General features: G+C 48.7%; 13 protein-coding genes. 6 read left to right on the top strand and 7 right to left on the bottom strand.

Features of this window, described 5'->3' with window-relative positions; translation table 11 throughout:
• Positions 1 to 54: 54 nt before the first annotated feature.
• The 7 genes from Q0336_RS05450 to Q0336_RS05420 all read right to left on the bottom strand — a co-directional run bounded on the left by Q0336_RS05450 (position 55) and on the right by Q0336_RS05420 (position 6,476).
• Positions 55 to 1,185 carry a DUF2589 domain-containing protein gene (locus Q0336_RS05450; protein ID WP_298526453.1) on the bottom strand — a complete coding sequence of 377 codons (1,131 nt, stop codon included), beginning with the start codon at positions 1,183 to 1,185 and terminating at the stop codon, positions 55 to 57.
• Between the two features lie 54 nt (positions 1,186 to 1,239).
• Positions 1,240 to 1,458, bottom strand: coding sequence for a hypothetical protein (locus tag Q0336_RS05445; protein ID WP_009433346.1), 219 nt, complete (start codon positions 1,456 to 1,458; stop codon positions 1,240 to 1,242).
• A 24-nt stretch (positions 1,459 to 1,482) separates the two neighbouring features.
• Positions 1,483 to 2,436 carry a hypothetical protein gene (locus tag Q0336_RS05440; RefSeq protein WP_298526450.1) on the bottom strand — a complete coding sequence of 318 codons (954 nt, stop codon included), beginning with the start codon at positions 2,434 to 2,436 and terminating at the stop codon, positions 1,483 to 1,485.
• 48 nt (positions 2,437 to 2,484) lie between these two features.
• Positions 2,485 to 3,252: a hypothetical protein gene (locus Q0336_RS05435; RefSeq protein WP_298526448.1), complete on the bottom strand. Its 768-nt coding sequence runs from the start codon at positions 3,250 to 3,252 to the stop codon at positions 2,485 to 2,487.
• Between the two features lie 30 nt (positions 3,253 to 3,282).
• A complete protein-coding gene (locus tag Q0336_RS05430; protein ID WP_298526446.1) occupies positions 3,283 to 4,326 on the bottom strand; it encodes a DUF2589 domain-containing protein in 1,044 nt (347 codons plus the stop codon).
• Between the two features lie 27 nt (positions 4,327 to 4,353).
• Entirely contained in the window at positions 4,354 to 5,223 is an 870-nt protein-coding gene (locus Q0336_RS05425; RefSeq protein ID WP_298526444.1) for a DUF2589 domain-containing protein, read from the bottom strand.
• Positions 5,224 to 5,390: 167 nt separating this feature from the next.
• Positions 5,391 to 6,476, bottom strand: a complete 1,086-nt coding sequence (locus tag Q0336_RS05420) for a DUF2589 domain-containing protein (protein WP_298526442.1) — start codon at positions 6,474 to 6,476, stop codon at positions 5,391 to 5,393.
• Between the two features lie 1,013 nt (positions 6,477 to 7,489).
• Here Q0336_RS05420 and Q0336_RS05415 point away from each other — a divergent pair.
• The 6 genes from Q0336_RS05415 to Q0336_RS05390 form a co-directional block, all read left to right on the top strand.
• A complete protein-coding gene (locus tag Q0336_RS05415; protein ID WP_298526440.1) occupies positions 7,490 to 8,407 on the top strand; it encodes a dihydrodipicolinate synthase family protein in 918 nt (305 codons plus the stop codon).
• A gap of 23 nt (positions 8,408 to 8,430) precedes the next feature.
• Positions 8,431 to 9,612, top strand: a complete 1,182-nt coding sequence (locus Q0336_RS05410; protein ID WP_298526438.1) for an AGE family epimerase/isomerase — start codon at positions 8,431 to 8,433, stop codon at positions 9,610 to 9,612.
• 107 nt (positions 9,613 to 9,719) lie between these two features.
• Positions 9,720 to 10,964: an MFS transporter gene (locus Q0336_RS05405; protein ID WP_298526437.1), complete on the top strand. Its 1,245-nt coding sequence runs from the start codon at positions 9,720 to 9,722 to the stop codon at positions 10,962 to 10,964.
• A gap of 25 nt (positions 10,965 to 10,989) precedes the next feature.
• Positions 10,990 to 11,436, top strand: a complete 447-nt coding sequence (locus Q0336_RS05400; RefSeq protein ID WP_298526435.1) for a YhcH/YjgK/YiaL family protein — start codon at positions 10,990 to 10,992, stop codon at positions 11,434 to 11,436.
• Between the two features lie 188 nt (positions 11,437 to 11,624).
• Complete coding sequence (locus Q0336_RS05395; protein ID WP_298526433.1) at positions 11,625 to 12,650, top strand: hypothetical protein; 1,026 nt, start codon at positions 11,625 to 11,627, stop codon at positions 12,648 to 12,650.
• Positions 12,651 to 13,077: 427 nt separating this feature from the next.
• Positions 13,078 to 13,585: Arm DNA-binding domain-containing protein (locus tag Q0336_RS05390; RefSeq protein WP_298526431.1), on the top strand; the 508-nt coding region annotated here is incomplete at its 3' end.

Raw genomic sequence — 13,585 nt, 5'->3', positions numbered from 1 at the left:
GGCTAAAAGGGAGTTTAGCCAATGCTGATTGGGGTGAATCTTGATTCTTCATAGCTACTTCCGACTAATAATCTCAATGCCATCGGGAATAACATACCCATACTTTTTGCATTTTTCCTCAAACCCCTTCGGTACGATGAGCCGTCCGATACTGCTATCCTTGATGTTTAGCTGCTTGAGGGCATAGCAGTATGATATATCCACGACATCATGTGCACAGTTCTTAATGTCAAGTCTTTCAAGATGGATCGCAGAGGATAAGACGACCTGGGGGATGAAACCCTTTCCCCACTTGGAGAGTACCAAGGTGTAGATTTGCTCAAGCCACCCAAAGTCCATAATAGCTCTGTGCTGTCCCTGTATCAAATCCTGCCCCGTACCCCATAGCTCTAGATAGAGCAAATCGGCTAGGCGACTCATAGCAAACGACTGCACAGCAGCTAGATTGAGTCGAGTACACCTGAAGGCCTTCAGACTATGGAAGGCCCCCAAATCATCTATGCTGATGAACGGGAACTGATCGTGTGGTATATTGAGAGCTTTGATCTTGGGGATATCATTGCGCTCTATATGATCCCTCTTAGGTAGTTTGATCGGGATCTCTGTCTCAGATTTACTCCCAAATGAATAGTCTATGGCTATCTTCTGTGGAACTGATTTGACGCAACCACGAGCGATGGATCTGGCAATCTCTGGATCTTTGAGTGATAGATAGATGCTCTCTGCTGCCACTGACTGCTCCATGAAACCCAGCACTTTGCTGAGTCCAGAGGGTATGTGGTCTTGTGTGGCACGCACTGCTACGTCTATCGTGTTCTCCAGTTTGGTGGTCATGGTGTCACTGGAGGTAGTTGCATAGGTTGCCGCAATCATGCACTCGTCTTTCGATGCCTTTTCGTTGACCCCAGTGACTCTAGCCTTGAACGAGATCTCTAGCGTATCTATAGAGAAGTAAGGTACGGGAACCAGTGTAAGCAATGGAATGCGTAGGTATGCCTTGGTGCCATTGTTGACGAATGAAAAGGATACTACGACAGCTTCCTTGCCGTTCTCTAGACCCACCTCTCTGATATAGTGCCAAGTGCTCATCGAGGACTGCTCTTGAGCGAGAATGCACGCCTTGAGCGGACCACCGATCAGATGATGAAAGGGAATTCCTTCCATCAGTTCGTTTACACTACTCATACCTTCTGTTATTATTTTGTAGTATGACCGACTACGATAGCTACGGCGAATGGGTTATCTGTGGAAGGTGCTTGCCTCCTGTACGCGCTGCTTGGCACGCTCTACATCACCCAGGATCTCAAGAGCCCGCTTGGATTCTTGTTTATTGATCTCGAGTCTGAGGCGACAGTGCTTGCACTCGATATATGAAGCCGATATAAGCTCGGTGATTGTGGTCTCGATGAAGTGGTTGCACTTAGGGCAGTTGAGCCCTGGTGTTCTTTGCTGGTTCATATTGTTCTCTAGTATTTTAATAGGTTAGTACTCTTCTGATAACCTTGTGCTATTTCCTATAACTCTAAATATATCAGCAAACCCAGGAGGTAGGGGCGACTGCTTTAGCTTCACTCTAAAGGTAAAATTACTCTGCTCGGTTTGCTTGTCTGGATTGAGTATTTGCATCTGAGTCTTGGATTCGTCTTGGCGTTCCAACTCTCCGGCCATAGTGCGAAGCAAAAATCGCCAAGCGATATGCTTGTGTGCATAGTCGTAGCGTGCTCCATCCAATGGGAACTCGATGTGGATCTCTTTGGTCGCATTATCGGTACGCCGATAGGTATTGCCTTGGTACCAAAAAGACCCATCGCCAAAGAGTTTGACTAGGGGGCGATTGCTCCACGCAAACTCGCTGATTTGCTTTTCAGTTAGTTTCTCCTTCCATAGCGTAATGTAGGGCCTACCCATGGAGAGTAGGACACATTGCTTGTCTTTGAGACCTTTGGTCGGATCGCTTCTATAGTATGATCTCTCGCCAGCCTCATTTATAATCATGAAGATGAGCTTACTTGTATTGATCAAAGACTTATAGATGTGGATCTCTTGAGCATAAACTCGCTTGTTCTGCTGTTTGTCGTAGTATTCTGTTAGTGCTGTAGATGGGTTTATGCTCTTCTCTGGGGAGGAGATACTGGGGGGATCCACTTTGGGCGCTTCCCATTGAGTCTTAAGTTCTAAATGGCATGAACAAGAGAATTCTGCCTCCTCGATGCGCAGCAGGGACAAAGGGATCAACGTGATCACTGGGATCTGCAGGAGCATTCTACGCCCCTGCTCATCGCTGTAGCCGAAGGAGACTGGGGGCATATTGCGTAGCTCACCCAATATGCGCAGGTATTCCTCTAACCCCATCTGCTCGGCTTTAAGCGTAGAGATATGTGCCTCTTTGATCAGCTCTGCAAGCCCTATGTTCATATTGGTTGGTATATTACTCATTGTTGTACTGATGTATAGATATCCCTTCCGATGTGGAGGCACAGAGGATTAAACATTAGTCGTATTTGACAGCTGAGGTACCACCTTTAGGGTAATGGATTGGATTGTCTCAGCTGGGTATTCCTTGAGTCGCTCGGCATCGATCTCGATGCGTAGCGAACGCTCGGTACGACACGAGAACAGCTGAGCTCCCTGCTCTTCGTCTATGATCTTGCGGATCTCCTCGCTTACTTCATCGTCTAATATGCGTCGAGTCTCTGCCAGTAGCTCAGGGCCTCCAGGTAGAGCGAAGAGACCTTCAATATCGCTATGTCGGAAGAGGTCCTCCTCGCCTACTGCCAGCACCTGATCTGCAATAGCCTCGATCTCGAACTCATGCCGTTCGTTGTACAACTTGTCGATATTGGCTTTGAGCTTGGAGAGCATTCGGTGAGCGATGTAGTCGATGAGTCGACGGTTATCTCCTAGATCATCTATATAGGAGAACCCATTGGGTGCGTATGGTACTCCAGATACCTGAGTTTGGTGAACTAACTTGCGAATTACTAGTTTGGCGAGCTGCTCCGAGATATTGCTGAGTAGGCGGTCACTCTCGGTTGCATTGAGCACCTTCACCTCCGTGATATCCTCTCCGTCTTGGATGGCATACCGTAGGTTTAGGGTTAGCTCTCCCACCCCTACGGCAGGGGGGACAGGTGCCCCCCCCGCGTTTGGATGGTCTGAGAGAGCAAGCTCGCGGGCATACTTGGCCACTTCGTGCTGCGCTTGTATTACGTCTCGCAGCACCGATGCTATTACTTGCTTGAGGTTTGTCATAAGATGTATGCGGAATAATCCGAGTGTCTATTACTCGGCGACTGTAATGCTTTGGGTCTTCTCACCGGCTTCTATTTTGTAGTCGCCTGCTTTCGAGAATGTTAGGATCACTCCTGAATCTGCCTCTTGAGATTCAACCCCATCGCTTGGGGTGCACTTGATTGCGCTTGGATCCAAGATGCCGTCCTCGTTGAGGTATCTAACGAAAAGTTTACGTCCGCCAGAGTTAGGCTCGGGTCTAACTTGCAGTTCTCCTGAAGGGTCGAAGGTCGTGATGGTATTGTTGAGCGTCTCGATGATCTTGGCTAAGCCACCAGGCATATCCGCAGGCCCTGCTTGGACCTGAAAGTCGACCGTCGTCTCGATACAATACTTGGACTCTTGAGTGACTTTGGAATCCTTCTTGTTGGAGTATTCGGCTTTACTTTCGGAGTCCTTGGAGTCTTTAGACTTTTTGTATTCCTTGTAGAAATCCAAAGCCTGTCCCCCATATTTTATCACCTCACGCCACCAAGCGGGGGTGTCCTTCTTCTCTTCGGATTTGTCATCTGCGCTCTTCTTCGAGGCCTTTGCCGAAGTCTCTTCCCCTTCTTTTTTCTGTTCAGTGCTCTGCTCTGTTTTCTTATCACCTTCTTGCTTCTTCTCTTCCTCTTCCTTCCCCTCCTTTTTACCCTTGTTTAGCTCTAGGGTAATATCAGGACCTGTCCCCCACGAGGACGAAGACTTGATCGTGGCTTTGAAGCTGATACTGACAGCATTGATCTGGAAGAAGTTGATCGGCACGAGCGTGATGAGTGGCACCATGATCTTCTGCCTCTTGCCATCTTTGATGAATTCAAAGCCTACGGCAGCGGCGACTTGGTTATTCTCCTTATCGGAGAAGATCCCCATCTCTCGAAGAGCCGTGATTGTCGTCTGATGACTTTCGTTTTGTGCGGCAACGCATGCCCTAAGAGGCTCGCTGATCAGGTGGGTAAAAGGGATATCAGTCACCCCTCCCAGCGCAGCTTTACGCAAGGCAGCATAGTCAATGGAGCTGCTAGAATCCTGCTCCTTATCGATTTTGTCAGCCATGTTCGTATCTCCTATTCTTTACTGGGGTTATGAAGTGACTACGATCAAGGCTTGGCATTCACCACCCTTGACGTAATACTCTCCTTCTTGGGTAAAAGTCGCAATCACGCTCTCCCCGTTGCTCGATACTTTGAGGGGAGTTTGGTCGAATGCCCCGCCGCCATCTTGTCCCTGCCACTTATCTGCGGGGTCTGTAGCTTTGCGCCACATGACTTCTTTGGGCGACCAAACACCTTCATTATTTCGGTAGGAGATGATGATGGACTGATTGACTGCAACCATTTGGTCACTGACCGTTAGTTCACCCTTAGCATTGACCGTGTCTACAGCACTATTGAGGATCTCTAGCACTTTCGCCATGCCAGCAGGCATACTATCTTGACCAGCATGCACGTGCACATCCATAGTGTACTCGACACTGTACTTAGACTCTTGCGTAGCCTTGGAGTCTTTTTTGCTGGAGAAGTTAGCATGCATCTCTAGAGAGGCCTTGGCAAATAGACCTCGGTAACCTCCCGAGGCTTTGACACCAGCATCAACAGCCCTAGATCTCTTGACCTCGTTCGAGTTGGAGGCCGAGGCAGAGATCTGTGCCTTGAAGTTGATTTCAATCTCGTTGATTGCAATATAAGGGATGGGGACAATGGTCAGCAACGGGACGATGAGCATCATCCGGCGACCACCTTGTACATACTCAAATATGACGGTGATAGCCCTAGTATTGCCCTCTTTGTCTGTCTGCAACCCTACCTGCTTGATGAATTCCCACGTCGTTTGAGCGGCTTGGGCTTGGGCATCAATACAAGCTGTGAGTGGCCCCCCGATGATCGATCCAAAGGGGATGGCCTGCAGGGCTGAGGTCGCAACTTGAGAGGGCGTAGTATCTATATTAGCCATAGCGTTTACGTCTATAAAGTTAAACCATCATGCTAGGTCTCCATATTGATCCCTAGATGAGCCCAGATGAGCTTGTTGCATCCCCTATGGGGCTCTAGATCCTATGGAGCTTGCTTCCGTTACTTGGTTAAACTCATTCTCTTCTTGGAGAGCTACCTAACCCACTGTTATTTGCTCTCTGGTGACTTTCCTCCTCCGGTGGAATTATCTGCGACTACGACGACCTGAATGGTTTCTGTGAGTGTGCCATCGGCATTGGATAGCAGATAGTTTCCAGCCGTGAGATCTTCTGTCATCGCTCTGTTCTTGTTGCGAGTCTTGAGTAGGTCTTCGCCAGAAGGCTTATCCCCATCTAGCTTCTTGAGCCAGAAATCTTCCTTGCGCGTGGAGAGTAGCCCTTCAGGAGTCTTATAGGCAGCCTCAAAGGAAGCCTTAGCTGTGTTATTAGGTACTATCAAGATGTTGTTGCTGATCAAGAATTCGCCCTCTGGGTTGCAGACATCCATGGCATTGCCGATGAGCTCCAAGACCTTTGCCATACCTGCAGGCATACTATCTTGGGAGGCATGTACTGCCACATCCATGGTGTACTCTACGCTATACTTTGATTCACGAGTCCCTACGGAGTCTTTTTTACTCGAGATAGAGGCCTGCATAGAGTTGTTGGAGTAGTTGCTCGAGTAGCTAGAGCTGTTGACTCCACTTCTGCTCTTGTTCCACCAATGGCCAGAGCGCGAGTAGCTACGGCTGGTGTCTCTATCGTAGTGACTGCTATAGTTCGAGCCTTTATGCTCATCTGTCTCTGTGATGGCATCTTGATCTGTCGCACTAGCTTGGGCCTTGATATTGGCCTTGAAGTTAATGTCAATCGTGTTGATCGCAATGTAAGGGATAGGGACAATGCTCAGCATAGGGACATTGAGACGAACCAAGCGCCCCCCTTGGATGAACTGGAAGCAGACATAGACTGCTTTTTTCTCCATCACAGGATCCTCAATGACATTGCCCTTGCTATCCTTGACGGGGTTGCCATAGCGATCCAAGCGAGGAGCTGTCACAATGGTTCCGTCAGGCTTCCGTGCAGGTACATCTTCTAACCCCACCTCACGGATGAAGTCGACAGTGGTCTGGGCTGCTATGCGTTGAGCTTTGACACACGCCTCAAGAGGGCCTCCGATGATGTTCTCGAAGGGGATCGCTCTTAGAGCGCTGGTGGCTACCGATGATGGTGCCGTGCTGATGATCTTTTCCATAGTAACTCTGAATTATGTGTGATTAAGAACTGGGAATTTAGCCTTCAATCTCGCTAGACATGTCTGAAGTATCCTACTTAGTCATGATCTATCTAGTCATTCTTCAACCTCATTGGGGTTCAACTATTTCGTTTGGTGAGGCCAGCTTGATCGTTTGGTGGTGCTAGCTTGTTTGGCAAAGGTATGCACTTATATTTTAAAATCCAAGTGCTTGAGGAGGCGCTTTTTAAATAACTCTGTGTCTGCACTTCTCCCCGTTGTTCCTCTCCCTTTGTGGTAGGGGTTTCCTGCATCTGATCCAAGCTGTTGAATGAAGCCTTTTAGCCGTCCAGGGGAGCTTGCTTCTTCCCTCCTTTTTCACCCGCTCTACACGCACCCCCAAAATAACCCTACGGTAGGTCGTCGGAAAAACCTACTGTAGGTCGTCTCACCGACCCACGGTAGGTCGCATCGACGACCTACCGTAGGCTTCATTTCTTACCTTTTAGAGCCCCTTGTTTTACAAGCTAAGCAACCAAGCTTCTTCATCATCTAATTGCTTGTGTCTCTTCTTTGTATGGATATATATCGGATCGTCTTTCTTGCCAACAATACTGCGAGGTCTTGGAGGGTGAAGTCGAGATCAAAGATCGCACGGCTAAGAAGAGTATTGTCTACATGAAAGAGCAAGGTGTCCTTAGGCAGGATGCACAAGGAAACTATCAGGAGACCAAGTCATGGCCGATCCTTTAGGGGCAGTTGCTGTTCTTCCAAGATGAGTAAATGGAAAGCTCAAACGTGCGGAGGAGTAGGGGAGTCTGGAGGCTCAGTAGGTACGCTTGGAGGATTGAGGTTAGCTAAAGGAAATAGTGTGAGGGGGCAAGGTGGGTGCAGTTTCCGAAGAGGTGGGGTGTGCTTTGCGGGCAGCTTGGTTTTATGGGGGTGTTTATTAAGAATTTCAGTTTATCTTTGATTGTGAAAGGGTGGCGGTAAGCCATGCCTTCGCTAAACAACTAATCTAAAGAGTAGATACGATGGAGAAGCTTACAGGCTTGATCGATGCACCGTTTACCCCATTCTACGAAAATGGGGAGGTCAATCTCGAACCCATAGAACGCTATGCCCATATGCTGGCAAAGAACGGGCTCAAGGGAGTTTTTGTCAATGGATCTTCTGGTGAAGGCTACATGCTGACCGAGGAGGAGCGAATGCGCCTAGCTGAGCGCTGGGTCGAAGTCGCTCCCGAAGGCTTTAAGGTCATTGTCCATGTGGGCAGCACCTGCGTGAAGTCAAGCCAGCGTTTGGCTGCTCACGCTCAGGAGATCGGTGCCTTTGGTATCGGAGCGATGGCTCCTCCCTTCCCCAAGATCGGTAGAGTCGAAGAGCTGGTCAAGTACTGTGAAGAGATCGCTGCCGGTGCCCCTAAGCTGCCCTTCTACTACTACCATATCCCAGCTTTCAATGGAGCTTACCTTCCCATGCTGGACTTCTTGAAGGCGGTAGACGGACGCATCCCTAACTTCGCAGGTATCAAGTACACCTATGAAAGCTTGTACGAATACAACCAGTGCCGCTTGTATGCGAATGGCAAATTCGACCTGCTGCACGGTCAAGACGAAACCATCCTTCCTTGCTTGGCTATGGGAGGCGCACAAGGCGGGATCGGAGGTACAACTAACTATAATGGTCGTTGCCTCGTCGGGATTCTCGATGCTTGGAAGCGTGGTGACATTGAGGAGGCTCGTGAGCTGCAGGACTTTGCCCAAGAGGTGATCAATGTGATCTGTCACTTCCGTGGAAACATCGTTGGGGGTAAGCGTATCATGAAGCTCATCGGCTTGGACCTTGGGAAGAACAGAACGCCCTTCAACAATATGACGGATGAAGAAGAAGCTCGCATGAAGCAAGAGCTGGAAGAGATCAACTTCTTCAGTCGCTGCAACATCTTCTAATATTCTCATAAATACCAGAACTGATGGATGTAAAGAAGTATCTTGCGTACTGGGCAGACCGCTACCAAGACGATCTCAAGGAGAATATACTCCCCTTCTGGCTGAAGCATGGTTTGGATAGAGTCCATGGCGGTGTGTACACATGCGTTGATCGCGATGGCACGCTGATAGACTCTACCAAATCGGTATGGTTCCAAGGACGCTTCGGCTTCATCTGTGCCTACGCATATAACAACATCGAAGCGAACGAGGAATGGCTCAAGGCTTCCAAGAGCTGTATCGACTTCATCGAGCAGCACTGCTTTGATACCGATGGGCGCATGTACTTTGAGGTGACAGCCTCGGGTCAGCCTGTTCGCAAAAGACGTTATGTCTTCTCTGAGTGCTTTGCTGCGATCGCAATGTCAGAGTATGCGATCGCATCGGGCGACAAGAGCTATGCTGAGAAGGCCTTGGCGCTGTTCAACCAGATTCTACACTTCATCAATACGAAGGGAATCCTTGCGCCCAAGTATTGCGAAGGGGTAGAGATGCAAGGGCATTCGATCACGATGATCCTGATCAATACCGCTGCACGCATTCGTGAGGCTATACCTGCTGTCGAACTGGATGAGCAGATCAGCTTGTCTATCGAAACCCTCCAGCGCTATTTTATTCATCCCGAATTCGAGGCTCTCCTAGAGACTGTAGGGCCTAATGGTGAGTTCATCGATACGATTGTCGGACGCACCATCAATCCTGGTCACTGCATCGAGACCGCCTGGTTCTTATTAGAAGAAGCCAAGTATCGTGGTGGTGATGCCCAGCTGACGGAAGTGGCGGTCAAGATCCTTGACTGGTCATGGAACTGGGGCTGGGATAAGGAATATGGTGGACTCATCAACTTCCGTGACTGCAAGGGGCTGCCCGTGCAGGACTATTCGCAGGATATGAAGTTCTGGTGGCCACAGACCGAAGCGATCATCGCGACGCTTTACGCCTATGAAGCTACTGGTGAAGAGCGCTTCCTGCGCATGCACCAGCAGATCAGCGATTGGACCTATGCTCACTTCCCCGATGCGGAGTATGGCGAGTGGTATGGTTACCTACACCGTGATGGTAGCGTAGCTCAGCCTGCGAAGGGTAACATCTTCAAGGGCCCCTTCCATATCCCCCGAATGATGATTAAGGGATCCATGCTCTGTAGAGACATGATGAAGTCCTAGTCATCGACCTTGAGTTTAAGAATACTACTAGATACTAACCATTCTCGTAAAAGTCCCTTATTCCTGCGCTTGTTGTGAATAGGGGACTTTTACTCCTAATCAGATATATGAAAAGCCTTACTAATAGTAAGTACTATCCATGGGTTGTAGTCGCACTATTGGGCGGTGTGGCGTTGCTCAACTATATGGATCGCCAGATGCTAAGTACGATGAAAGACTCCATGCAAGTGGATATCACAGACTTGCAGTCTGCGACGAACTTTGGTAGACTGATGGCCATATTCCTCTGGATCTATGGCTTGATGAGTCCTATCTCTGGCATTATCGCAGACAATCTCAGCCGAAAGAAGCTTATTGTGGGTAGCCTATTGGTGTGGTCTTCTGTCACCTACTTCATGGGCTTAGCCACGACGTATGATCAAGTCTTTTGGCTACGTGCCCTGATGGGGCTTAGTGAGGCTCTTTACCTTCCTGCCGGGCTGTCTCTTATTGCTGATTATCATACGGGCGGCTCTAGGTCGCTGGCCGTTGGTATTCACATGACAGGGCTCTACCTAGGGCAAGCCATCGGAGGATTTGGAGCTACGCTGGCTGCAGCCTATTCTTGGCATGCGACCTTCCATTGGTTTGGTATCATCGGCATCGTCTATGCGTTTGTCCTAGCGGTATTCCTCAAGGATAAGAAGCGAGTAGCCCTTGAAGAAGCGAAGGGGAGTACTCAGAAAAAGCCCCAAGCTAATGTCTGGCTTAGCCTCAAGTCACTATTTACGAATCCTGCGTTTTGGGTGATCCTCCTCTACTTTGCTATTCCTAGTCTACCTGGCTGGGCAACCAAGAACTGGCTTCCCACCCTCTTTGCTGAGAGTTTAGGGCTACCCATGGCACAGGCTGGTCCCATGGCTACCATCACGATAGCATTCTCCTCTTTTGTCGGGGTAGTGTTTGGGGGGATTCTCTCAGATAGGTGGGTTCGTAAGAACATCAAGGGTCGTATCTATACAGGTGCCATTGGTTTATCTCTGACCATACCCTCGCTGCTGCTCTTAGGCTTTGGTGATAGTATCTTCGAGGTGGTCAGTGCTGGGGTCTTGTTTGGGATTGGCTTTGGGATGTTTGATGCGAATAATATGCCCATCCTATGCCAGTTCGTGAGCGTGCGTCAGCGTGCCACAGCCTATGGTGTGATGAATATGGTGGGGGTCTTTGCGGGGGCAATGATTACCTCCGCATTAGGGTCTTGGAGTGATGACGGCAATCTCGGGATGGGCTTTGCTCTTCTTGCTGCTGTCGTTGCTGTCGCCGTTGTGATCCAGCTCTACAGCCTGCGTCCTCAGACCGATGACAAGGAGTAATATCAACCAATAACATAAGAAGAACATGATACTATCTGATCTCAAGTATAGTGAGCGAATCGAGATGCTGCACCCTCTTTTTAAGAGAGCATTCGATTATGTGAAGACCCATGACCTGCTGAACACCCCATGCGGGCGGATCGAGCTGGAGGGCGACGATTTGTTTATCAACAACGTCGATCCTGAATGTGTCGCCATCGACCAGCCGGTGTTAGAGGTCCATCGTCAGTATATTGATATCCACATCTTGCTGGAGGGTGAAGAGATCATCGGGTGGAAGCCTCTTTGCGATGCCAAAGATGAGCGAAAAGAATACTCAGAGTCTGAGGACTATGCGCTTTATGGAGATGCAAGCTTTACTCCGATCAAGCTTTTCCCCGGTCAATTCGCTATCGTCTGGCCCGAAGATGCCCATGCCCCTCTTATTGGGGAAGGGAAGATTCGCAAGCTCATAGTCAAGGTCAAGATCTAGACTTCATACCTCTTCCTCACCCCTTCCCTCTCCCTCGTCCTTGTCTTTATAAACGGGGCGAGGGATAGTTTTTGGTTAGGTGTCGCTGCTTGCACTTTGGTGGATTGAGGGCTGTCCTCTCCTTGGGGTCGCCTCCGACAACACAGATTGAAGTTTTGTTTGATAAGGTATTTATGATAAACTAGATTATGAAGATTAAAGAAGTACGAGAGATCATAAGAGGAGCTGGATACATACGGAATAGCCCTCTGGGCATTATGTGGTTTCGCGGTGAAAGCACAGAACTGAATGGAGTTGCAGTTTCGAGTAGGGAGCTTTTCCTTGAGGCAGGCTTGCGAGGAGGGGTATTTGCGGCTATGAGTCCTAATGGGGACGTCTACGAGATGACTTCCAATGGGATTAAGCTACAAATACAAGTAGATGAAGCTGTAGGATATCCGAAGATAGGTGAACTCCCCCATTTCTATGTTATGAATAAACGAGATAAAGAGAAAGGTGGCTACATCTACAGATATATTCAAAATGGGGAGGTATTATGGACTAGATTATATCCCTACAGACTCATCGAGCAGTTTGGGAACTATGCTCTCCTATGGGGTACCTTAGGAGGACCGAAGGAAGGTGGTTGTCAGCTCATCGAGCTCGCTACTGGAGCTGTGCTTTGGGAATTAGACCGCCCAGGCACTCGTGTCGGCAAAGTTTACCCCTACGAGGATAAGGTAGTTATTGTATGGTTTCGGGAGATCGGGAGTAAGAGTACAAATCGGGTGCTGTGCGTGGAGGTACCGTCAGGGAAGGTATTGTGGGAGAATGATACTGCAAGAGAGTACCAAAAGTACGGAGATGATAAGCTGGTACACTTCTATGTTCATTATTGGAAGGACGGCAATGATCATAGAGACTTATACGCAGAGCTGGATGTTCGTACTGGCGAGGTCTATACTCGTAGGTATCTAGGCTATAATGCTAATGTATTTGTTACGACTATCTACAAGGACTACCTGTTCTATGGGGCAGAGAAGCATAATGCCTATGTCGGAGCGATAGACTTACGCACTCATGAAATGCTGGATGAGGTAAAAGTTGATTTTACGCCAGGAGATTTTAACCAAATAGCGAGTATAGGCGTACACGAAGGGAAGCTCTACGTGGAGATTCAGACCGAGCTTGATTATAGTGACATCCATGTCTTGGACCTAGACGAGGACGAGTAATTCATAAGTTTAAGCAACTGATGCAACCTTTCATTTAGCCGTCACTGCTACACTGATGGCTACGCCCCGATTTGTGTAGCAGTTTCTGTAGCAGAATTTGACGGATTGATGACGATTAGCCCCTAGGGGTGAGCCGTCAAGTCTATGGACTGCGTATAAAGAGAAAGCGTTGTAAGACCATGTCTTACAACGCTTTCTCTTTTATTTTGAAGGCTTCTCTGACGACCATTTTGCAGTCACTTTGAAGCCTCTTTGCGGAGAGAGAGGCTCTTTCTCTTGAACTATCATAGATGCTTGTTTGGTGTCAAAGTGCTGTTTATCAGTGTATATGTGGGTGGGTGTCTTAAAGTAGAGTATCATAGGATCTCCTTTGCGATATCCTTATTTGGGTGTATCTTTGGGTGTGTAAACTATACACCCGAGAATTATGAATATCAAGCGCAATATCATCTTTGCTCTGGAGAGCCGTAAGAAGGACGGTATCCTGATCGTTGAGAACGTCCCTATCCGTATGCGAGTGAACTTTGCTTCCCAGCGGATAGAGTTCACTACGGGCTATCGTATCGATGTGGCTAAATGGGATGCAGACAAGCAACGAGTAAAGAACAGATGTACAAACAAGCTTAAGCAATCTGCCTCAGAGATCAACGCTGCGCTCTTGGGATACTACACCGAGCTGCAAGAGGTATTCAAGCGCTTTGAAGTGGCGGAAATTATGCCAAGTCCAGCGGATGTTAAGAGCGCCTTCAATGCCCGCCATAGATCTGACGATGTACAGCTGGAACGGACCTCCGATAAGCCCGATCCTTCAAATGACTTTTATAAGGCCTTCGATGAGTTTGTTCGGGTCTGTGGTCGGCAGAACGACTGGACGCACGCTACCTACGAGAAGTTTGCTGCGGTGAAGAATCACCTTAGAGCCTTCCGAGCAGACC

This window comes from uncultured Porphyromonas sp. (genome assembly GCF_938039215.1).
Classification (GTDB): Bacteria; Bacteroidota; Bacteroidia; order Bacteroidales; family Porphyromonadaceae; genus Porphyromonas.
Note: the sequence above shows the minus strand (reverse complement) of the source record. Positions and strands in the feature narration are given on the sequence as shown.